The organism is Streptomyces sp. NBC_01198, assembly GCF_036010485.1.
Taxonomy (GTDB): domain Bacteria; phylum Actinomycetota; class Actinomycetes; order Streptomycetales; family Streptomycetaceae; genus Actinacidiphila.
The window spans coordinates 723,597-743,537 of the sequence record NZ_CP108568.1; the positions used below are offsets into that span (position 1 = coordinate 723,597).

The window sequence follows — 19,941 nt, forward strand, 5'->3', positions numbered from 1 at the left end:
GAAGGGGGAACCGCCATGGCGGACCAGCAGATCGAGGCACCGGAGAGCAGCGCCGTACGGACCGCGCTGTGGCGGGCGATGCACGTCCAGGTCGACCCGCCTCCGCACGTCATCGAGGACGAGGTCGGCCTGCGGCTGGTCGCACCGGGTGACGAGTGGCGCGAACGCCCGGACATGGACCCGCACCTGACCAGCGGATTCCGCGGCGCCATGGTGGCCCGCGCCCGTTTCATCGAGGACCTGGTCGCCGTGCAGGCCGACCGTGGCGTCAAGCAGTACGTCGTCCTGGGAGCCGGTCTGGACACCTTCGCCCAGCGCAGGCCGGACATCGCCTCCCGGCTCCGGATGTTCGAGGTGGACCAGCCGGGCCCGCAGGCCTGGAAACGTCGCCGCCTGGTCGAACTCGGTTACGGCGTCCCGGAATGGCTGCACCTGGTGCCCGTCGACTTCGAGGCGAACGCGCAGTGGCGGGAGCAGCTGGCCGCCGCCGGCTTCGATCCCGGCCGGCCCGCGGTCATCGTGTCCACCGGCGTGAGCATGTACCTCACCGAGGACGCCACGGTGGCCACCCTGCGGGAGATCGCCGGGTTCGCCGCCGGCTCGACGCTCGCCATGACGTTCATCCTGCCCACCGAACTCGTCGACCCCGCCGACCAGCCGGGGCTGCGGGCCAGCGAGAAGAACGCCCGGGCCTCCGGAACACCCTTCCTCAGCCTCTACGCCCCGCAGAGGATGCTGGAGCTGGCCCGCGAGGCCGGCTTCGCGGAGGTCCGCCACGTGCCGGGGTCCCTGCTCGCCGAGCGCTACTTCGCCGACCGCACGGACGGCCTGCGCCCGTCGAGCGGCGAGGATCTGCTGCTGGCCACCACCTGAGCCCGGCAGCACGGGCCGGTACGTTCCCGCCGCGGCCGACGGCGCCCGGCACGGGACGCCGCGGCGCGCGGGCACGTACGGTCACCAGCCGTCGTGGCCGCCGCCGTGGTGGCCGCCACCGTGGCCCCCCGCGTGGTGGCCGCCGGTGCCGGATGTGTGGTGCCCGCCGGACCAGCTGCCCGGGTCGAGGTCGTGGCCGAGGCCGTGCCCGCCGGTGGTGATGTCGGCGTAGAGCTTGCTGAGCTGGCCGTGGAGGCCGCGGCTGAGCAGGTCGGCGCCGATCGCGAGCCGTTCTGCGAGGTCCTGGTCGGCCGCCACGGCCGCCTGCGCGGTCGCGGCGGCGACCCCGCCGGCGGCGACACCGTCGGCGGCGACGAACCCGGCCAGGCGACGGCGGGCGGGAAAGCCGCGCGGCCCGGGGTAGACGGCACCGGCCAGGCCTGCCGCCTGCACGAGGGCGGCGAGGACGAGGTCGCGCCCGGCCGCCGGCGCCGCGCCGGCGCCGGGTCGTATCACGGCGTCGAGCCGCGCCACGAGCGCTCGGCGGCGCGGCACGTCGAGCGAGCGGATGTCGTTCCGGGTGCGGCCGCCCCGGTCGCGCCAGCGGCGGACCCGTACCGCCTTCTGGTCCTGCAGCCGGGAGACGTATTCGGTGACCAGGGAGGACCGAGTCCCTCGCAGCCACTCCGTCACCGTGGGCGCGGGCGTCTCCGCGCCCAGAGCGTGCAGCACGTTGTTCAGCCGCCCGTCCGCCACGTGCGACGGATCCAGCACGTCGATCCGCCGCTCACCCAGCGCGATCCTCCCCGCCATCGCCAGTTCCGCCAACTCCGCAGCCCGCAGGGCGAACCGGAGCCGGCCCCCGCCCCGTATCCGCCGCCCGCGCGGCTCGATCGCGAGCAGCAGCAGTTCGTCCCCCATCGTCATGGCTTCAACAGTAAGCAGCGCAGGCCTGCTTCGTCCCCGATGACGGCGAAGTGGCCGGCGCGCTCTACGATCGGGGCGCCCGGTGTGGCCGGGCGTCAAGAACGTCGGCGGCGAGGCCGCCGAAGGAATGAGGGTGGGGATTGTCCAAGCACCGCTTGTCCAAGAAGGGCAGGTACATCGCGTGGTCCACGGCGGGGGCCGCAGTGGTGGCAGGGGGTGTCGTCATGGCGCAGTCGTCCATGGCCGCGACCACCTGGCCCGCGCAGAAGACCTTCACGGGCCGGGCGTTCGACGCCTGCACGGCGCCTTCGTCGACCGCCATGAAGGCGTGGCGGGCCGACGGCTACTACGGCGGCGCCGCGGTCTACGTCGGGGGTAAGAACCGCGGCTGCGCGCAGAAGAACCTGACCGCTTCGTGGGTGAAGACGGTCAACGCGCAGGGCTGGAAGCTCATCCCGATCTACGTCGGGGCCCAGCCGCCCTGCCAGACCGGTTCCAGCCCGGAGAAGTTCACCGCCGCCACGGCCACCTCGCTCGGCGCCACCGACGGCAAGGACGCGGTCGCCAAGGCCGCGGCTCTCGGGATGAAGGCCGGCTCGCCGATCTACCTGGACATGGAGTCGTACTCCGTCACGAACACCTCGTGCAACAACGCGGTGCTGGCGTATGTGCGCTCGTTCACCAAGACGCTGCGCGCCAAGACCTACCGGGCCGGCTACTACGGTTTCGCCGCCTCCAGTGCCAAGGCGATCGCCACGGCGGCGAACAAGACCGACCTGCCGGGCAACCTCTGGTATTCGCTGCTCGACGGCAAGGCCAGCACGACGGACTGGCCGTGGGACCCCAAGCTGTACACCGACCACAGCCGCGGCCACCAGTACACCGTCAACAGCAAGGAAAGCCGCAAGGGTTACACCATCACGGTGGACCGCGACGCCTGGGACGGCCCGGTCGCCATCGTCGGCTGACCGCGGGCAGGACGGCCTGCCCGCGGCTGTCGGCCCCGCCGCGGTGCCCGGCGCCCGGATCGTCCTCGGACGCCGGGCACCGGCCCGCGGCGGGGCCGCACGGCCCTCTTGACATGGATTTCGGCCCGCGCCTAGCGTCCGGCCATGAGTGAGCCGCTGACGACACCCGGCGAGGGCTTCCACCCGCACCTGCACAACGCCCCGGCCTCTCCCGCGGCCTCGCCGCGGTCCCGCCTGCACCACATCCGGGCCGGCGACCTGGACGGCGACACGGCGCAGACCGGCGGCATGCGCAGGTTCGCCGCCGTCAGCGGCCGGACGGCCGGCTCGGAGAAGCTGTGGATGGGCCAGACCCACGTGCCGGCCGCCACCTCCTCCGCCGAGCACCACCACGGCGAGTCCGAGACCGCCATCTACGTGGTGAGCGGGCACCCCGAGTTCGTCTTCCTCGACGGCTCTGGCGACACCCCGAAGGAGCTGCGGCTGCGCACCTCCCCCGGTGACTACGTCTTCGTCCCACCCTTCGTGCCGCACCGCGAGGAGAACCCGGATCCGCACACCGAGGCCGTGGTCGTCATCGCCCGCAGCACCCAGGAGGCGGTCGTGATCAACGTCCCCGCGCTGTACGTGCTCGGCCCCGACGGGGTCGGGCCCGCCGGGTACTGAGCGGACCCGTTCCGCCACCCAGAGTGCCGCCACGTTCGCGTAACAACTCTGTCGTAATCCGCCTGCATGGTTGTGGTCGTTGAACGCCGGGAAGATCGCCGGGAACCGCTCCGACTTCGGGGGAGAAACCATGACGCTCAGTCGCAGACAACTGCTCGGCACCGGGGGCAGCCTGGCCCTCACCGGCGCGCTGGCCGCCGCGTGCGGGTCGAACAACGGGCGGGACGACGACGGGGGCGGCAAGGACGGCGGGGCGGGCAGGGTCACCCTCCAGCAGTGGTACCACCAGTACGGCGAGGCCGGCACCGAGCAGGCGGTGCGCCGCTACGCCGCCGCCTACAGCGCGGCGGACGTCAAGGTGCAGTGGCGGCCCGGCGACTACGACCAGCAGACCGCCGCCGCGCTGCTGACCTCCTCGGGGCCCGACGTCTTCGAGGGCAGCCCGACGCTGGACCAGATCCAGGGCGGCCAGGTCGTCGACGTCACCGACCTGCTGTCCGCCGTGCAGGACGACTTCAACCCGGCCGTGCTGCAGCCGAAGACCTACGACGGGAAGATCTGGGGCATACCCCAGGTCATCGACATGCAGCTGCTCTACTACCGCAAGAGCCTGCTCAGCGCCGCGAACATCCAGCCGCCGACGACGCTGGACGAACTGATCGACGCGGCCGCGGCGTTGACCACCAAGAAGGTCAAGGGGTTGTTCCTGGGCAACGACGGCGGGGCGGGCGTCCTCGGCGGAACGCCGTTGTACGCCGCCGGGTTGAGCCTGGTCACCGAGAAGGGCCAGGTCGGCTTCGACGATCCGGCCGCCGCCCGTACGCTCGGCAAGTTCCACCAGCTCTACGCCGACAAGTCGCTGCTGCTCGGCGCGCCCACCGACTGGTCCGACCCGTCGGCGTTCGTCCAGGGGCTCACCGCGCTCCAGTGGTCCGGGCTGTGGGCGCTGCCGGCGGTAAAGAAGGCGCTGGGCGACGACTTCGGGGTGCTGCCCTTCCCCGCGGACGGGCCGGCGGGCAAGCCCACCGTCCCGGTCGGCGCCTACGGCGCGGCCGTCAACTCCCGCAGCAAGCACCAGGCCGAGGCCAAGGCGTACATCAAGTGGCTGTGGGTCGACAAGACCGACTACCAGGAGGACTTCGCGCTCTCCTACGGCTTCCACATCCCGGCTCGCATATCCCTGGCGAAGAAGGCGGCCAAGCTGCGCGAGGGCGCGGCGGCCGACGCCGTCTCCTTCGCCACCGACCACGGCTACGCCCAGCCGCTGCTGTGGACACCGGCCAGCCAGACCGCGTATCAGGACGCGCTCAGCCGCATCATCAAGGACGGCGCGAACCCCGACACGGAGCTCAAAGCGGTGGTCCGCAAGACCGGTGCCGAGCTGCAGCGGGTACAGAAGGCCTCGTGAGACACCGCACGCTGTGGTTCTGGGTCTTCGTCGGCCCCTTCGCCGCCGGGCTCGCCATGTTCACCTACGTACCGCTGCTGTGGAGCGTGTACCTGAGCTTCTTCGACGCGCACAACACGGTGTCCCCGCACCACTTCGTGGGCCTGGACAACTACGCGTCGATGCTCGGGGACCGGGCGTTCACCGACAGCCTGGAGACCTTCGGGGTCTTCGCGCTGTTCATCGTGCCCGCCACGTTCGCGCTCTCGCTGGGCCTGGCGCTGATGGTCAACCGGCTGCGGTACGCCCAGGCGTTCTTCCGCTCGGTGTTCTTCCTGCCGGCCGCCTGCTCCTACGTGGTGGCCGCGCTGATCTGGAAGCTGTCGATCTTCAACGGGGTGCGCTTCGGCCTGGCGAACACCGTGCTCGGCTGGTTCGGCGCGGACCAGACGGCATGGCTGTCCACCACCCACCCGCCGTGGTATTGGCTGGTGATCGTGACCGTACGGCTGTGGCTGCAGGCCGGCTTCTACATGATCCTCTTCCTGGCCGGGCTGCAGCGCATCCCGCCGCAGCTGTACGAGGCCGCGGCGGTGGACGGCGCGCGGCCCGGCTGGCAGGTCTTCCGCCACATCACCTTCCCGCAACTGCGGGCCACCTCGGTGGCGGTGGCGCTGCTGCTGGTCATCAACGCCTTCCAGGCCTTCGACGAGTTCTACAACCTGCTCAGCGACTCGCGCGGCTACCCGCCCTACGCGCGGCCGCCGTTGGTCTACCTGTACAACACCGCGCTGGGGCGCGGGCAGAACCTGGGCGAGGGCAGCGCCGGGGCCGTCCTCCTCGCGCTGATCATCGCGGTGGTCACGGTCGGGCAGGCGCGGTGGTTCGGGCTGGCTCGGAGGGAGGACTGACATGGACAAGGCCCTGCTGGCGTTCGGGCGCGCGGTGCGTCTGGTGCTGCTCGTCGTGCTCGCCCTGCTGTTCCTGATCCCCTTCTACCTGCTGGTGCGCAACGGCCTGTCCACCGAGGCGGACATCACCTCGCCGGACTGGACCTTCTTCCCGTCCCACCTCCAGTGGTCCAACGTCACCGAGCTGTTCGACGACCCGGCGGTACCGATGGCCCGCTCGCTGCTCAACTCGGCGATGATCGCGGTGGCCACGACGGTCGGCACGGTGGTGCTGGCCTCGCTGGCCGGCTACGGGCTGGCCCGCATCCCGTACCGCTGGTCCGACCAGGTCTTCTACGCGATCCTCGGCACGCTGATGGTGCCCGCGGCGGTCACCTTCGTGCCGAGCTTCGTGCTGGTCTCCTCGCTCGGCTGGATCTCCACCCTGCGGGGGCTGATCATCCCGACCATCTTCTCGGCCTTCGCGTGCTTCATCTTCCGGCAGTATTTCCTGGGCTTCCCGGCCGAGTTGGAGGACGCGGCGAAGGTCGACGGGCTGGGCTACTGGCGCACGTACTGGCGGATCGTGGTGCCCAACTCGCGCCCGGTCTTCGCCGCGGTCTCCGTGATCGTCTTCATCGGCGCCTGGAACGCCTTCCTGTGGCCGCTGGTCATCGGGCAGGACCAGTCCGCCTGGACGGTCCAGGTCGCGCTGTCCACCTTCACCACCGCCCAAGTGGTCAACATCCACGAGCTGTTCGTGGCGGCGGCCGTGTCGATGCTGCCGCTGCTGCTGGTCTTCCTGCTGCTCCAGCGGCACATCGTGGCGGGCATCGAACGTTCCGGAATCGAGGACTGACCCGGCCGCCGGCCACCGCGGCCTACCGCGCGGGTACCACCACCATCGCCGAGCCGCCGCCGCGGCGCACCGGCTCCGCCGCGGCCAACCAGCGGCCGTCGCCGAGGCGTTGGACACCGGTGGCCGCACCGATCTCCGGGTTCTGGACGAAGTGGTGGCCGATGCCCTCCAGGTCGGTCCGCAGCGGGCTGTCCCACAGGGCGGGTTCGAGCTCGGTGCTCGCCGCGTTGCGCTGGCTGGCGCGGGGCGCGGCGATCGCGTCGAGCAGCGACAGGCCCCGGTCGACGTGTTCGGTGAGGACCTGGAGCACGGTGGTGATGATGGTCGCGCCGCCGGGCGAGCCGATCGCGAAGTCGAGGCGGCCGTCCTTCAGCACGATGGTCGGCGAGATCGACGAGCGCGGCCGCTTGCCGGGCCCCGGCAGGTTCGGGTCGGGCGCGGCCGGGTTGGCGGGGACGAAGGAGAAGTCGGTCAGCTCGTTGTTCAGCAGGAAGCCGCGGCCCGGCACGGTGATGGCGCTGCCGCCGGTCTGCTCGATGGTCAGGGTGTAGGCGACGACGTTGCCCCACTTGTCGGCCACCGTCAGGTGCGTGGTGTTCTCACCTTCGTACGTGGTCGGCGCGGCCGTCCCCGTGTCGCCGCAGGCGGCGGGGTGCGCGGGGTCGCCCGGGGCGAGCGGGCTGGTCAGCACCGCGTCGTCCTTGATCAGGCAGGCCCGGGAGGCGGCGAACCGCTGCGAGGTCAGCCCGGCGGTCGGCACCTGCTCGAAGGCGGGGTCGCCGACCCAGCGGCCCCGGTCGGCGAAGGCGATCCGGCTCGCCTCGATGTAGTGGTGCAGATACTGCACCTGCGAGGCGTTCCTGAGATCGGTGTGCTGCAGGATGTTCAGCGCCTCGGCCACCGTGGTCCCGCCGGACGAGGACGGCGCGGGCCCGTACACGTCAAGGCCGCGGTAGGCGGTGTGGGTGGGTGCCTGCTTCTTCGCGGTGTACGCCGCCAGGTCCGCGGTGGTCAGGTCGCCGGTGCGCACCACGCGGGTGGCTGCGGGGTCCACCGGGGGCCTGCGCACGGTCCGGACGATGTCCGCGCCGATGTCACCGTGGTAGATCGCGCCGATCCCCTTGGCGCCCAGCTCCTGGTAGGTGCGGGCGAGCTGCGGGTTGCGCAGGGTGGAGCCGACCGCGGGCGGCTGCCCGCCGGGCAGGAAGAGCGCGGCGGTCGCCGGGAAGTCCTTGAAGCGGTCCTGGTTGGCCGCGGTCTGGGAGTTGAAGGTCGCGTCCACCGTGAAGCCGTCGCGGGCGATCTCCTCGGCGGGCCGCAGGACCTCGCCCAGCGACCGTGAGCCCCAGGAGTCCAGCGCCGTCTGCCATGTCGCGGCGGTGCCGGGCACGCCGACGCTGCGGCCGCTGGTGACGGCGTCGGCGAAGGCCAACGGCTGGCCGTTCTCGACGAAGAGCTGGTCGGTGGCGCTGTGCGGCGCGGTCTCCCGGCCGTCGATGGTGAAGACCTTGTGCTGGCGGGCGTTGTAGTACACGAAGTAGCCGCCACCGCCGATGCCCGAGGAGTACGGCTCGGTGACGCCGAGCGCGGCGGCGGTGGCCACCGCGGCGTCCACCGCGTTCCCGCCGTGCCGCAGCACCTCGACACCGGCCGCCGAGGCGTCGGCGTCCACGCTGGAGACGGCTCCGCCGTAGCCGACGGCCACCGGCGCCTTGGCCGGCGGCGACCCCGGATCGTGGTGCGCGGGCGCGGCCGCGGTGAGGGCGCCGACCACCGCGGTGACGGCGAGCACCGACACCGCCCCCACGGCCCTGCGGTGCGGCTGACGCCTGGTCGATTGTGCGTCCGGGTCCCTGCGACGGTTGCGTCCCATTGACGGAGCCTCCACTCAACGACGGTCCCGGCAGCGTAACTTCACCCCAGCCGTCACGTCAGGAGCACGCGGAAGTGTCCGCGCGGGGCGTGCGGAGGAGGACCGCGGCGATGGCGACGCCGAGCAGGACGAGCGCGGCTTGACGGCGCCGGCGCCGAGCAGGACCAGCGCGGCTTGACGGCGCCGGCCGCCCGGTCCATTGGCCCGCTTGGCTGATCCTGCCTGGTCACAGCGGCTCAGGTGTGTGGCGTACCAGGGCGTGGCGGCAGCGCGGAGGGACGCTTGGACCCCTGCTGCGTCCATTCCTCGGAGATGTGATGAAACGTATCCTTGCCGCGACCACGTGCGTCGCCGCCACCCTGCTCGCCTCGCTGCTGACCGGCTGTTCGAGCAACAGCCCCTCCGCGAGCAGCCCGGCCGCCGGCTCCTCCGGCGGCGGCGACGCCGCCACCGCTGCGGCCGTCGCCAACTCCACGCCCGCCCAGGCCACCGTGGCCACGAAGTCCTCCGGCAAGCTCGGCACCATCCTGGTCGACGCCAAGGGACGCACGCTCTACCTCTTCCTGGCCGACAAGAAGAACAAGTCGACCTGCACCGGCAGCTGCGCGGCGGCCTGGCCGCCGCTGCTGACCGCCGGCAGCGCCAAGCCCGGCCAGGGCGCCGACAAGACCCTGCTGGGCACCGCGCAGCGCTCCGGCGGCGCCAAGCAGGTCAGCTACAACGGCCACCCGCTGTACTACTACATCGGCGACACCAAGCCCGGCCAGACCAACGGCCAGGGCCTCAACCAGTTCGGCGCCCTGTGGTACGTGCTGAACGCCAAGGGCAAGCAGGTCACGAGCTGACCAGAGCCCGTACCGCCGCGCGACCGCCCCGCCGCCCCGCTGTACGTGCGGTGGCGGTCGCGCTCGGCATCCTGGTACCGATCGCCGTCGGTGTCGGCATCTACGTCATCGGCGACCACCACAGCCCCGAGCCCGACCACGGCCTGTTCGGCGACCACGGCGTCGCCGCGATGGACCTCAAGGCACGCCTCGGCACCGTCCTGCTGTCGCTGGCCCTGGTCCAGCTCGGCCTCGCCCTGTGGATGTACGGCCGGCTGCCCCGGCTGCGCGCGGCCCCGCGCCCGGTAAGGCTCGGGCACCGCGCCCTGGGATACGTCGCCTTCCTGCTCTCGGTGCCGATCGCCTCCCACTGCCTGGTCACCTACGGCATCGAGACCACCAGCCCGCGGGTGGCGATCCACTCGGTGACCGGCTGCGCGTTCTACGGCGCCTTCGCGGCCAAGGTGCTGGTGGTGCACTCGCGCCGGCTGCCCGGCTGGCTGCTGCCGATCGTGGGGGCACTGCTGGTCGTCGGCATCGCGCTGCTCTGGTACACCGCCGCGCTGTGGCAGCTCAACGGCGAGTCCGTGCCGGGCCTTTCCTCCTACTGACGGCCCCGGCCGGACGGCCGGGGCCCGGCAGCCGGCTCACGCCTTCCCGCCGTCGGCGGCCCGCGGCGCGTTGCGCGGGCCGGTGGTGACGTCGACCAGCGCGACCACCAGGGCGAGCGCGGCAAGGCCCGCCGAGGTGATCAGTCCCGCCTGCAGCCCGGCCGACCAGTCGGGGCGGGATCCGCCGGCCTTGGAGAAGAAGACCGACCCGACGGCCGCGATACCCGCGGCCGAACCGATCCGCTGGGCGGTCTGGAGGACGCCGCCGGCGCTGCCGGCCCGCTCCACCGGCACCTCGCTGAGGGTCAGCGTCTGGTTCGGCGAGATCACCAGGCCGCTGCCGACACCGGCGAAGAGCAGCGGCAGCGCGGTGACCAGGCCCACCGAGCGCCCGCTGTCCAAATGGACGGCCAGCACGGTGCCGAGCAGGCCGACGACCACCATGACCAGCCCCACCGCGACCAGCGGGCGCCCGATCCGGGTCACGACGCGCCCGCCGATCGCGGCGGCGACGCCCGAGCCCAGGGCGAACGGCGTGATGGACGCGCCCGCCTCCAGCGCGGAGTAGTGCATCCCGTTCTGCAGGAACAGCGTCATGACGAAGAAGATGGAGGTGAATCCGGCGAAATACAGCAGGGACAGCAGGGTGCCGAGCCCGTAGGAGCGCCGGCGGAACAGCGCCAGGTCCACCAGCGGATCGTGCCGGCGCCCGTAGCCCCGTTCCCAGGCCACGAAACCGCCCAGGAGCAGCAGGGCCAGCGGCAGCAGCAGCCACTTCTGCAGGCCGGGCCACTCCCTTTCCTGGACGAACGGCAGCAGCAGCACCACGGTCGCGACGCCCAGCAGCAGCACGCCGACCGGATCGAGGTGGGTGCGGGCGCCCTGGGTGCGGTCCTTCGGCTCCGGGGCGGGGAGCACCCGGTGCGCCAGCGGGAGCAGCACCAGGCCGATCGGCAGATTGACGTAGAAGACCCAGCGCCAGCCCTCGTGCGAGCCGAACAGCTGGATCAGCAGGCCGCCGAGCAGCGGCCCCACCGCGGTGGACACCCCGATGGTGGCGCCGAGCAGGCCGAACGCCCGCCCGCGCTCGGCCCCGCGGAACATCTGCTGGATGAAGCCGGACACCTGCGGCACGAGGATGCCGCCCGCCACGCCCTGGACCAGCCGGGCGGCCACCAGCCACCCCTCGTTCTGGGCCGCGCCGGCCAGCGCGCTGGCGACGGTGAACACCACCAGCCCCACCATGAAGACGCTGCGGCGGCCGCGCAGGTCCCCGAGCCGCCCGGCCGGCACCAGCACCAGGCCGAAGGCCAGGGCGTATCCGGAGAGTACCCACTGCAGGCCGCTCTGCGAGGCACCGATCCCGGTCCGGATCGACGGCAGCGCCACGTTCACGATGCTGACGTCCAGCAGCGTCATGAAGCTCGCGGTCAGGCAGACCGCCAGCGCGCGCCACCGGGAGGACGGGTCCTGCCGCCCCGCAGGGGCATGCTGCCGTGTCCGGTGAATCAGATCCACGAGGGGGCGTCCTTCCGCGGGGGTGGGCTCCGGCGTGCGGATCGCTGCCACGCCGCCGCGCCCGTGGACAGCTGTCCGACCCGGGTTCGGGTGCCCGCCCCCACACCCGATCATGCATCCCACCTGCGCGCACCCCGATCTTGCGGCCGCCCGCGCCCGGCAGCGGTGTGCCCCGCCCCGGTGCGGTGGGCTCCGAGGCGGGGCACGGGCTGACCCGCGGTGACGCGGGTCAGCCGCTGTACGACCAGACGGTCACGCTCAGCACCACGTAGGCGGGATGCGCGGAGGTGATCTTGACGCCTGCCATCATGCCGCTCTCGATGAGGCAGAAGGCGGTGCCGGGCTTGCTGTCGGCCTGGGTGGCGAAGACGGTGTCGGCGGCGCAGGAGTCGTAGTCCGGGGTCGCGCCGTCGTCGAGACTGAGCATCTTGTTGTTGTTGATCGGCACGAAGACCAGGTGGTCGGCCGGGTTGGCGGTGCCCAGGTCGCCGAGCCCGCTGGTGCTGAAGTCGGCCTGGCGCGGCTTGTGCGCGCCGAGCGGGATCGAGTGCCCGAAGCCGAGGTCGACGGTGTAGGAGCCGAGCTCGGTCCCGCCGGCCGCCGCGGGCGGTGTGGTGGTCGGCGGTTCGGACGGGCTCGGGTCGCCGGTGGTCAGTGTCGGGCTCGGGGTGGTGGACGGGGTCACCGTCACGGTCACGGTCCTGGCCGGCGCCGGATCCGAGGAGGCGGTGCTGTGCCCGACCGCGGCGCCGCCACCGAAAATGGCCAGCACCGAGACGATCACCGTCACAATGCCCACCACATTGTTCAGCAGATCTTTGATCGTTCCGAGCGTCGCGACAATATTGCCCCGTTTGGTATTCTCCGCAGCTTCCGGCCGCTGTCCCGGCGGATGGTCCGGCGGGTCCGGCTGCTGATTCTCATGCGTCATGGCGATATTCCCCCCACCTTCGGAGAGGGTCCGCAGATGGCCGAAAAGTCAATCGGCCGCCGACGGCGTCCCCTCACGAAATTGCTGCTCACCTGCATGAACGCCAGGTGCGAACGCCTGCGGAACTGCATCCCACCGCATCCCGATAGACCTCATGACACGGTCGCGCAAAACTTTGCGATACCTTTGCGGCGAGGCCGCAACCCTTTCCCTCTCCCGGAATTCCCGCCCCACCAGCCCCGTTTTCCCCGCGATCCGCATAACTGCGGCAGCGGCGCTGCTGACACGTCTGGGATACGGAGGTCCGTACGAATTCCGCCGGGCCGGTCGGCCGTCAGTCGGCCAGCGGCACGGCGAGCCGGACCGCGCCCCGCATGTCCAGCCACGCGGTGTCGGGGCCGCGCACCAGCCGCAGGACCACCCCGGAGCAGTCGGGGCATCGCGCGGTGAGGCCGGGGCCACGCGGGTAGACCCGCAGGAGGGCCACCGGTCCGGTGGACCCGCAGTGCGCGCAGCGGCTGACCGCCGCGGTGACGTCCACCGCGAACAGCTCCGAGAGCGGACCTGCCAGGGCGTTGCCGTCCAGGTAGCTGTCGGCGTACGGGTCGGCGGGCACGATCGCGTCCATCTCATCCTCCGCTGGGGCCGAAGCGTTCGGTACGGATACGGCCGGGGTCATGGCCCTGGGCGACCAGCTGCACCGCGGCGGCCTCCACGAAACCGGTGGGTCCGCACACGTACACCGTGGGTTCGAAGTCCGGGGGCCACCCCCACTGCACCAGATCCGCCGGGGCCAGCCGTCCCGGCGGTCGGGTGGCGCCCTGCGGGGCGGAGCGGGTGTAGACGTAGGTGACGTCGAGCCCCGCGGAGCCGCGTTCCAGGTCCGGCGCGTACAGCCGGTCGGCCGGCTCGCGTAGCGAGTACAGCAGCCGGAAGGGCGCCCGGCTGCCCTCGGCCTCCCGAGCCCGGATCATCGCCATCAGCGGCACCAGGCCGGAGCCGCCGGCGACCAGCAGCACCGGTTCCCGCTGCTCGGGACGCCACACGAACCAGCCGCCCACCGGCCCGCGGATCTCGATCCGGTCCCCCACCGCCAGGCCCTCGATCAGATACGGCGAGACCTCGCCGTCCGGCACGCGCTGCACCGTCAGCTCCAGCCGGTCCGCGTCCTGCGCGGAGGCCAGGGAGTAGCTGCGCTGCGTGCTGTAGCCGTCCTCGGCCGTCAGCCGTACGTCCACGTGCTGCCCGGCCAGGTGCCCGGCCCAGCCGGGCACGTCGAACACCAGCGTCTGCGCGGACGCGGTCTCCTCGCGCCGCTCCACCAGCGTGGCGGCCTGCCAGCGCAGCCGCGCCCCTAGTCGCCCTGATACCGCTGCTCGCGCCATGGGTCTCCGTAGTCGTGGTAGCCCGCGCTCTCCCAGAACCCCTGCTCGTCGTGCTCCCGCAGCTCGATCCCGCGCACCCACTTCGCGGACTTCCACAGGTACAGATGCGGTACGAGCAACCGGGCCGGGCCGCCGTGCTCGGGCGGCAGGTCCTCGCCGCCGTAACGGAAGGCGATCCACGCCTGGCCGTCGAGCAGGTCGGCGAGCGGGATATTGGTGGTGTAGCCGCCGTAGGAGTGGACCAGCGCGTAATGCGCCGACGACTCGACGTCCGCCAGCAGCGTGTCCAGCGAGACGCCCTCCCACGAGGTGCCGAACTTCGACCATTTGGTCACGCAGTGCAGGTCCACCGTGGGCGTCTGCCGGGGCAGCGCCATCAGTTCCGCCCACGACCACTGCCGCCGCTCGCCGTTCTCCGTGACGACCGAGAACTCCCAGTCCTCGCGGGGCACACGTGGGGTCGGCCCGGCCGACAGCACCGGGAAGTCACGGGTCTCGTACTGCCCGGGAGGGAGTTTGTGCCCGGCCTCGGGCCGCCGGCCGTGGAATCCGCGCGAAATGATGGGCATGACGAGTGTCGACCTCCAAGGGACCCTGCCCGTCGCGTGCGGCGGGTGCGTGGCGCGTCGCCCGGCGGGCGGACGCGGATGCCCCGCTCCGACGCAAGCCCCCCTCATTCCGAGGATGGCACGCACCGGGCGGCACCGCGACGGCACAGGCCGCGGCGCGTCGGCCGCCGTCGAGCGCTGGGCGGGGCGGCGACCGTCAGCTCTTCGCGGCTGCGGCCTTCATCGCCCTGACCTGCTGGGCGAACCCCTTGACCGTGTAGTCCGGGGGAAGCTGGTCGACCAGCACGATGTCGGAGATCGCGCTGCCGATGCGCAGCGGGCGGAGCTTCTCGTACTCGGGTGAGTTGTACCAGTTCTCTGCCGCGGCACGGTCGGGGAACTCCATCAGCACCACCGTGCCGGGCCACGAGCCCTCGGTGACGGTGACCTCGCCGTTGGCCAGCCACTTGCCGCCGTAGGGCGCGACCGTCGCCTCGACGTGCTCCAGGTAGTCCAGCGCGTCGTCGTTGGGGATGTCACCGGGGATACGCAAGTGGTTGATCAGGTACGTGCTCATGTCGGCGCCTTCCGTATCGGCGACCCGCGCGTACGCGGCCGCGCCGCCCTTGTGGACCCGCCTCCCAGTGTCGAACCGCCCCGGCGACTCTGCCACCGGGGCGGCGCATGGGGGGCGAGGGGCGCGGCGCTAGGCCGGATCCGGGTCGGCGGAGCCGGCGACGCGGGCGGGGGTCGCATACCGCTCCCCCCACACGCGCAGCGCGGTGAGGACGGGGAGGAGGTCGCGGCCGGCGTCGGCGAGGAGGTACTCGTCCCGCGGCGGCCCACTGGCGGCCGGATCCGCACCCGCAGGTCCCAGCCGCCCCGCACCTCGCGGAAGCCCGGCGACCCGGCATCGATGCGTCGCCGGATCCGCCGCACCACCAGACAGGAGACCGACATGACGTCCGTACTCATCACCGGCGCCTCCCGGGGCATCGGCCGGGCCATCGCGATCGAACTGGCCGCCCGCGGCCATCGGGTCGTCGCCACCGGCCGCCGGCTCGAAGACCTCGACGGCCTCCCCGTCGACCAGTGCCTGCGCCTGGACGTCACCGACCAGGACAGCGTCGACGAGGCCCTTCGCGCGGCGGGCGAGATCGACGCGCTCGTCAGCAACGCCGGCGCGACGATCCGCGGGTCGCTGGAGAACGTGCCGGTCTCCGAGGTCGAGGCCCTCTTCCAGCTCAACACCTTCGGCGCCCTGCGGGTGGCCCAAGGGGTGCTGCCCGCCATGCGCGAACGGGGGGCCGGCTGGCTGGTCTTCGTCTCCAGCATCCAGGGCCGCGCGGTCGTGCCGATCATCGGCCCGTACGCCGCCAGCAAATGGGCGCTTGAGGCGTTCGCCGAGACGCTGGCCGTCGAGGCCGGCCACTTCGGGGTCAAGGTGAGCATCATGCAGCCGGGCACCGTCTCCTCCGGCGGGCCCGAGCGCGCCAAGTCCTTCTTCGCCGAGAACGACCCTTACACCCAGCTGTTCCAGCAGTTCGGGCCGCTGCGCGGCACCTCCATCTTCGAGGCGATCACCCCGGAGGAAGTGGCCGCCGCGGTCGCCGACACCATCGAGCGCTCCGACCCTCCGCTGCGCGTCCCGGTGGGCGCACCGGCCATCACCGCCCTGGAGGCGCGCAAGGCGGCTCCGGAGCACGCTCCCTTCGTGCCGGTCACCCTCGACTGGTAGCCGCACCGCCCACCCCGTGCCGGTCCCGTTGACCGGCAGCGAACCGCCGGACCCGCAAATCGCCCGCGGTTCGCGCCTGCACCTCCCGTTCCTCCGGTGGATCACCACATAGCGTGAGCGCACAAAACGGGACGTACGCGACAACGGGAGCGACCGGGCGTGGAGCGCAAGTGGTGGACTCTGATCGCGGTGTCGGTGGCGACATTCATGCTGCTGCTCGACATCACCGTGGTCAATGTGGCGTTGCCGTCGATCCGGAAGGACCTGAACGCCAGCTTCACGGACCTGCAGTGGGTGCTGGACGCGTACACCTTGACGCTGGCCGCACTGGTGCTGACGGCCGGCTCGCTCGCCGACCGGCTGGGGCGCAGGAAGATCTTCGCCTGGGGGCTGACGATCTTCTCGGTGGCCTCGCTGTTGTGCGCGCTGGCGCCCAACCCCACGTTCCTGAACGTGGCACGGGCGGTCCAGGGGGTCGGCGGGGCGGCGATGTTCGCGGTCTCCCTCGCGCTGGTCGCGCAGGAGTTCCCGGCAGGCCGGGAGCGGGGCGTGGCGATGGGGTGGTACGGAGCGACGATCGGCGTGGCGGTCGCGGTGGGACCGCTCATCGGCGGGGCGCTGACCGACGGGCTGGGATGGGAGTCGATCTTCTACCTGAACGTGCCGATCGGAGCGATCACCCTGCTGATCACCTTCACCCGGCTGCGGGAGACCCGCGACCCCGACGCGACACGGGTGGACTGGGCCGGGGTCGCGGCGTTCAGCGGCTCCCTCTTCCTGCTGGTACTGGCGATGGTCAGGGGCAACGACGAGGGGTGGAGCAGCACGATGATCCTCTCGCTCATCTCGGGGTCCGCGGCGCTGATGGCGGCCTTCATCCTGATCGAGTCCCGGGTCGCCGAGCCGATGCTCCCGCTGCGCCTCTTCCGCCGGCACGCCTTCACCGGCGTGCAGATGGCGGCGTTCGGGGTGTCGAGCTCGCTCTTCGCGCTCTTCCTCTACCTGACGCTCTACCTGCAGGACTACCTCGGGCTCACCCCCTTCGCGACCGGCCTGCGCTACCTGCCGATCACCGCGGTGAGCTTCCTGGCCTCGCCGATCGCCGGCCTGCTGCTGTCGCGGGTGCCGGCGCGGGTGCTGCTCGGGGTCGGCCTGACGGCCGTCGGGCTCGGCCTGTACCTCATGGGCGGGGTCGAACCCGGCGACGACTGGAAGACGCTGCTGGCCGGGTTCGTCATCGCCGGTGCGGGAACCGGGCTGATCAACCCGGTCATCGCGGATGTCGCGGTGAGCGTGGTGCCCAAGCGGCAGAGCGGGATGGCAGCCGGTGTCAACGACACCTTCCGCCAGGTGGGCATCTCGGTGGGGATCGCCGTGTGGGGGGCGATCTTCGTGGCCCGGGGCGAGAAGAAGGTCAGGGAACTGACGGCCGGGACACCCGCCGCCGGCGGCAGCCATCCACGGGACCTCGTCGAGGCCGCGTCCTCGGGGAATCTTGACCAGGCGCTCGCCGCCTTCCCCCCGCAGGCCAGGCAGTCCGTCAGGAACGCGGCCCGCGAAGGCTTCCTCGTCGGGTTCAACCAAGTGGTCTACCTCGGCTCGCTGGTCTGCTTCGCCTCCGCGGTCCTGGCCGTGTGGCTGGTACGCGAGCGCGACATCGAACGCTGAGGCCCGCCCGGCACGAAGCGCCCTCCGCCGCACGGGCCGGCCGGGCGCCGGCAAGGTCTACCTGATTGGCCGACAAGGAGCCGCCGCGGCGGCGGGGACGATGGTGATGACGGCGCGCCCGCGGCCCCCGCCCGGGACCCGGCGACCCGCCACCGGCACGCCCGAGACCGCGAAAACGAAACGGACCCGCCATGTCCCATCATCTCGACACCCCGCTCGCGGCCCAGAACGGCCAGCTCTACCTGGACGACCTGTACGTCTTCCCCGGCGAGAACAGCACCGTCCTCGCCATGGACGTCAACTCCGACATCACCGGCGTCTACGCCCAGCCGGGCTTCCACCCCGAGGCCCGCTACGAGTTCAAGGTGCACCTCGACGGCGCCGAGACCGAGACCCTGACCTACCGGTTCACCTTCGGTGACGCGGACAGCGACGGCCGGCAGACCCTGCGGATGCACACCCTCACCGGCGGCGACGCGCGCGAGGACACCGCCGAGGGCGACCTGGTGCTCGAAGGCCGCACCGGCGAGACCGCCACCGCCGGCGACGTCCGCGTGTGGGCCGGCCGTATCGCCGACCCCTTCTACATCGACCTGTCGCTGCTCGCCATCGTCAACGGCGCCGTCGGCAAGGGCACCGCGGTGGACCTGTCGGCCTGGCGCCCGCAGGCGGCGAAGAACACCTTCGCCGGCACCTCCGTCGAGACCATCGTGCTGGAGATCCCGCACGCCGACGCGCAGCTGCGGCCCGGCACACGTATCGGCGTGTGGAGCGCGACCAAGCTGGCCACCGACGCCGGCGGATGGCGGCAGATCAACCGCGCGGGCCACCCGATGATGTGGCCGATCTTCTGGCCGGGCGACACGGACTTCTCAAACCCCGCCAACACCAGGCACCCTTCGGAGGACCTGGCCGCCGCCGGCGCGCTCATCGCCGAGCAGGTCGCCACCGTCGTGGCGAAGACCGGCACCTCGGCGGACCCCGAGGGCTACGGGCACACCGTCTCCCGGCAGCTGTTCCCCGACGTGCTGCCCTACGTGGTCGGCACCCCCGCCAGTTTCGGCTTCGCCACCCGCAACGGCCGCACCCACGCCGACAACGCACCCGAGGCGATGCTCTGCCTCGTCACCAACACCGCCGTACCCTCCGGGCTGACCCCCGCCGTCGCCAAGGGCCAGCGGGCCGACCGCTTCCCCTACGTCGTACCGGCGTAGCCCGCGGCACCCTGCGGCGGCCCGGGGAGACGGTCCGGGTCGCCGCCTCCCGGCCGGGGCCTTGCGGACCGGAACTGACCGCAAGGCTCCCTACGGTCGGGTCATGAACCACACGCAGAAGATTCTTGTCACCGGCGCCACCGGAACGGTCGGCCGTCAGGTCGTCACCGAACTGCTCGCTCGCGGCCACGCGGTGCGCGCACTCACCCGCGACGCGTCGGCGGCCGCCTTCCCGGCCGGCGTCGAGGTGTTCGAGGGCGACCTGACCGAACCCGACGGCCTGCTGCCCGCCCTGGAGGGCGTCACCGGCGTCCACCTGATCGCCTTCTCCGGGGCCTGGACCCCGCTGGAGACCGGCCCGCAGATCCTCAAACTCGCCCGCGAGGCCGGCGTACGCAGGGTCACCGTGCTGCACAACGGCGCACCGTCCCCGCTGGAGGACGCCGTGCGCGGCGAGGACGGCATCGCCTGGACGGTGCTGATGCCGGTGGAGTTCATGGCCAACGCGCTGGAGTGGGCCGAAGGGATCGTGTCCGCCGACGAGGTCCGCGAGCCGTTCGTCTCCCGGCGCAGCGCCATGGTCCACGAGGGCGACATCGGCGCCGTCGCAGCCGTCGCGCTCACCGAGGAGGGCCACGGGGGCCAGGAGTACGTGATCACCGGCCCCGAGGTGCTGACGGTCGGCAGGAAGGTGGCGACGATCGCGGCCGCCCGCCACCAGGAGATCACCCTGGTCGAGCTCACCGAGGAGCAGGCCGTCGCCGAATGGCGGGCGGCGGGCAAGCCGGAGGACCTCATCGGCTTCCTGCTGGAGATGTACGAGCACACCCCTGAGGTGGGCCGTACGGTCGCCGACACCGTCGAGAAGGTCACCGGCCGCCCCGCCCGCACGTTCACCGAGTGGGCCGCGGACCACGTGGACGCCTTCACGGTGACCGCGCCACAAGCGGTGGCGTAACGTCCCGCCGCCGGGGGGCGCGGGCGCCGGGACCGCGCCCCCCCGGAACGGTGTCACACTCCGGGTCCCGGAAGGCTCTCAGCGGCGAACGCATCCGCAACGA

At 72.0% G+C, this 19,941-nt stretch carries 21 protein-coding genes; 12 read left to right on the forward strand and 9 right to left on the reverse strand.

Annotated features, from left to right (window positions below; all coding sequences use genetic code 11):
* The first annotated feature begins 15 nt into the window (after positions 1 to 15).
* Complete coding sequence (locus OG702_RS03240) at positions 16 to 873, forward strand: class I SAM-dependent methyltransferase (protein WP_327293067.1); 858 nt, start codon at positions 16 to 18, stop codon at positions 871 to 873.
* 81 nt (positions 874 to 954) lie between these two features.
* Here the strand turns inward: OG702_RS03240 and OG702_RS03245 are convergent, their stop codons facing one another.
* The gene (locus OG702_RS03245) at positions 955 to 1,800 is read right to left on the reverse strand and encodes a GOLPH3/VPS74 family protein (RefSeq protein ID WP_327287345.1); all 846 of its coding nucleotides are present in this window, start codon (positions 1,798 to 1,800) and stop codon (positions 955 to 957) included.
* Positions 1,801 to 1,940: 140 nt separating this feature from the next.
* Here OG702_RS03245 and OG702_RS03250 point away from each other — a divergent pair, with 140 nt between their 5' ends.
* The 5 genes from OG702_RS03250 to OG702_RS03270 all read left to right on the forward strand — a co-directional run bounded on the left by OG702_RS03250 (position 1,941) and on the right by OG702_RS03270 (position 6,570).
* Positions 1,941 to 2,768: a glycoside hydrolase domain-containing protein gene (locus OG702_RS03250; protein WP_327287346.1), complete on the forward strand. Its 828-nt coding sequence runs from the start codon at positions 1,941 to 1,943 to the stop codon at positions 2,766 to 2,768.
* Positions 2,769 to 2,912: 144 nt separating this feature from the next.
* Complete coding sequence (locus OG702_RS03255) at positions 2,913 to 3,434, forward strand: cupin domain-containing protein (RefSeq protein ID WP_327287347.1); 522 nt, start codon at positions 2,913 to 2,915, stop codon at positions 3,432 to 3,434.
* A gap of 130 nt (positions 3,435 to 3,564) precedes the next feature.
* Positions 3,565 to 4,842: an ABC transporter substrate-binding protein gene (locus OG702_RS03260; RefSeq protein WP_327287348.1), complete on the forward strand. Its 1,278-nt coding sequence runs from the start codon at positions 3,565 to 3,567 to the stop codon at positions 4,840 to 4,842.
* A 56-nt stretch (positions 4,843 to 4,898) separates the two neighbouring features.
* Positions 4,899 to 5,732: a carbohydrate ABC transporter permease gene (locus OG702_RS03265; protein WP_327293068.1), complete on the forward strand. Its 834-nt coding sequence runs from the start codon at positions 4,899 to 4,901 to the stop codon at positions 5,730 to 5,732.
* 1 nt (position 5,733) lies between these two features.
* Entirely contained in the window at positions 5,734 to 6,570 is an 837-nt protein-coding gene (locus OG702_RS03270; RefSeq protein WP_327287349.1) for a carbohydrate ABC transporter permease, read from the forward strand.
* A gap of 22 nt (positions 6,571 to 6,592) precedes the next feature.
* Here the strand turns inward: OG702_RS03270 and ggt are convergent, their stop codons facing one another.
* A complete protein-coding gene (gene ggt / locus OG702_RS03275) occupies positions 6,593 to 8,443 on the reverse strand; it encodes a gamma-glutamyltransferase (RefSeq protein WP_327287350.1) in 1,851 nt (616 codons plus the stop codon).
* 317 nt (positions 8,444 to 8,760) lie between these two features.
* Between ggt and OG702_RS03280 the strand changes: the two genes are divergently transcribed.
* Positions 8,761 to 9,288 carry a COG4315 family predicted lipoprotein gene (locus OG702_RS03280; protein ID WP_327287351.1) on the forward strand — a complete coding sequence of 176 codons (528 nt, stop codon included), beginning with the start codon at positions 8,761 to 8,763 and terminating at the stop codon, positions 9,286 to 9,288.
* 50 nt (positions 9,289 to 9,338) lie between these two features.
* Positions 9,339 to 9,878, forward strand: coding sequence for a DUF6529 family protein (locus OG702_RS03285; protein WP_327287352.1), 540 nt, complete (start codon positions 9,339 to 9,341; stop codon positions 9,876 to 9,878).
* Positions 9,879 to 9,914: 36 nt separating this feature from the next.
* Here the strand turns inward: OG702_RS03285 and OG702_RS03290 are convergent, their stop codons facing one another.
* The 7 genes from OG702_RS03290 to OG702_RS03320 form a co-directional block, all read right to left on the reverse strand.
* Positions 9,915 to 11,297 carry an MFS transporter gene (locus tag OG702_RS03290; protein WP_442814686.1) on the reverse strand — a complete coding sequence of 461 codons (1,383 nt, stop codon included), beginning with the start codon at positions 11,295 to 11,297 and terminating at the stop codon, positions 9,915 to 9,917.
* Positions 11,298 to 11,625: 328 nt separating this feature from the next.
* Positions 11,626 to 12,198, reverse strand: coding sequence for a hypothetical protein (locus OG702_RS03295; RefSeq protein ID WP_327287354.1), 573 nt, complete (start codon positions 12,196 to 12,198; stop codon positions 11,626 to 11,628).
* 463 nt (positions 12,199 to 12,661) lie between these two features.
* Positions 12,662 to 12,955, reverse strand: a complete 294-nt coding sequence (locus OG702_RS03300; protein WP_327287355.1) for a DUF6510 family protein — start codon at positions 12,953 to 12,955, stop codon at positions 12,662 to 12,664.
* Between the two features lies 1 nt (position 12,956).
* Positions 12,957 to 13,712, reverse strand: a complete 756-nt coding sequence (locus OG702_RS03305; RefSeq protein ID WP_327287356.1) for a ferredoxin reductase — start codon at positions 13,710 to 13,712, stop codon at positions 12,957 to 12,959.
* The gene (locus tag OG702_RS03310) at positions 13,682 to 14,281 is read right to left on the reverse strand and encodes a sulfite oxidase-like oxidoreductase (RefSeq protein WP_327287357.1); all 600 of its coding nucleotides are present in this window, start codon (positions 14,279 to 14,281) and stop codon (positions 13,682 to 13,684) included. The genes OG702_RS03305 and OG702_RS03310 overlap by 31 nt, the downstream gene beginning before the upstream one ends.
* Before the next feature lie 196 nt (positions 14,282 to 14,477).
* On the reverse strand, positions 14,478 to 14,837 hold the full coding sequence (locus OG702_RS03315; protein ID WP_327287358.1) for a DUF1330 domain-containing protein: 360 nt from the start codon (positions 14,835 to 14,837) through the stop codon (positions 14,478 to 14,480).
* Between the two features lie 129 nt (positions 14,838 to 14,966).
* A complete protein-coding gene (locus OG702_RS03320; protein ID WP_327287359.1) occupies positions 14,967 to 15,296 on the reverse strand; it encodes a winged helix-turn-helix transcriptional regulator in 330 nt (109 codons plus the stop codon).
* Between OG702_RS03320 and OG702_RS03325 the strand changes: the two genes are divergently transcribed.
* From OG702_RS03325 to OG702_RS03340, 4 genes are all read left to right on the forward strand, one after another.
* The gene (locus OG702_RS03325; protein ID WP_327287360.1) at positions 15,219 to 15,998 is read left to right on the forward strand and encodes an SDR family oxidoreductase; all 780 of its coding nucleotides are present in this window, start codon (positions 15,219 to 15,221) and stop codon (positions 15,996 to 15,998) included. The genes OG702_RS03320 and OG702_RS03325 overlap by 78 nt on opposite strands.
* Before the next feature lie 159 nt (positions 15,999 to 16,157).
* Positions 16,158 to 17,666: an MFS transporter gene (locus OG702_RS03330; protein ID WP_327287361.1), complete on the forward strand. Its 1,509-nt coding sequence runs from the start codon at positions 16,158 to 16,160 to the stop codon at positions 17,664 to 17,666.
* A gap of 191 nt (positions 17,667 to 17,857) precedes the next feature.
* The gene (locus OG702_RS03335) at positions 17,858 to 18,880 is read left to right on the forward strand and encodes a DUF4331 family protein (protein ID WP_327287362.1); all 1,023 of its coding nucleotides are present in this window, start codon (positions 17,858 to 17,860) and stop codon (positions 18,878 to 18,880) included.
* Between the two features lie 103 nt (positions 18,881 to 18,983).
* Positions 18,984 to 19,838 (forward strand): SDR family oxidoreductase, encoded by an 855-nt coding sequence (locus tag OG702_RS03340; RefSeq protein ID WP_327287363.1) that lies wholly within the window; start codon positions 18,984 to 18,986, stop codon positions 19,836 to 19,838.
* Positions 19,839 to 19,941 lie beyond the last annotated feature (103 nt).

Excerpts from the sequence above, each read along its gene's own strand:
- OG702_RS03240 (WP_327293067.1), top strand. The coding sequence starts at position 16 with ATGGCGGACCAGCAGATCGAGGCACCGGAGAGCAGCGCCGTACGGACC.
- OG702_RS03245 (WP_327287345.1), bottom strand. The coding sequence starts at position 1,800 with ATGACGATGGGGGACGAACTGCTGCTGCTCGCGATCGAGCCGCGCGGG.
- OG702_RS03255 (WP_327287347.1), top strand. The coding sequence starts at position 2,913 with ATGAGTGAGCCGCTGACGACACCCGGCGAGGGCTTCCACCCGCACCTG.
- OG702_RS03260 (WP_327287348.1), top strand. The coding sequence starts at position 3,565 with ATGACGCTCAGTCGCAGACAACTGCTCGGCACCGGGGGCAGCCTGGCC.
- OG702_RS03265 (WP_327293068.1), top strand. The coding sequence starts at position 4,899 with ATGTTCACCTACGTACCGCTGCTGTGGAGCGTGTACCTGAGCTTCTTC.
- OG702_RS03270 (WP_327287349.1), top strand. The coding sequence starts at position 5,734 with ATGGACAAGGCCCTGCTGGCGTTCGGGCGCGCGGTGCGTCTGGTGCTG.
- ggt (WP_327287350.1), bottom strand. The coding sequence starts at position 8,443 with ATGGGACGCAACCGTCGCAGGGACCCGGACGCACAATCGACCAGGCGT.
- OG702_RS03280 (WP_327287351.1), top strand. The coding sequence starts at position 8,761 with ATGAAACGTATCCTTGCCGCGACCACGTGCGTCGCCGCCACCCTGCTC.
- OG702_RS03290 (WP_442814686.1), bottom strand. The coding sequence starts at position 11,297 with ATGACGCTGCTGGACGTCAGCATCGTGAACGTGGCGCTGCCGTCGATC.
- OG702_RS03300 (WP_327287355.1), bottom strand. The coding sequence starts at position 12,955 with ATGGACGCGATCGTGCCCGCCGACCCGTACGCCGACAGCTACCTGGAC.
- OG702_RS03305 (WP_327287356.1), bottom strand. The coding sequence starts at position 13,712 with ATGGCGCGAGCAGCGGTATCAGGGCGACTAGGGGCGCGGCTGCGCTGG.
- OG702_RS03310 (WP_327287357.1), bottom strand. The coding sequence starts at position 14,281 with ATGCCCATCATTTCGCGCGGATTCCACGGCCGGCGGCCCGAGGCCGGG.
- OG702_RS03315 (WP_327287358.1), bottom strand. The coding sequence starts at position 14,837 with ATGAGCACGTACCTGATCAACCACTTGCGTATCCCCGGTGACATCCCC.
- OG702_RS03325 (WP_327287360.1), top strand. The coding sequence starts at position 15,219 with ATGACGTCCGTACTCATCACCGGCGCCTCCCGGGGCATCGGCCGGGCC.
- OG702_RS03320 (WP_327287359.1), bottom strand. The coding sequence starts at position 15,296 with ATGGCCGCGGGCGGCCAGTTCGATCGCGATGGCCCGGCCGATGCCCCG.
- OG702_RS03335 (WP_327287362.1), top strand. The coding sequence starts at position 17,858 with ATGTCCCATCATCTCGACACCCCGCTCGCGGCCCAGAACGGCCAGCTC.
- OG702_RS03340 (WP_327287363.1), top strand. The coding sequence starts at position 18,984 with ATGAACCACACGCAGAAGATTCTTGTCACCGGCGCCACCGGAACGGTC.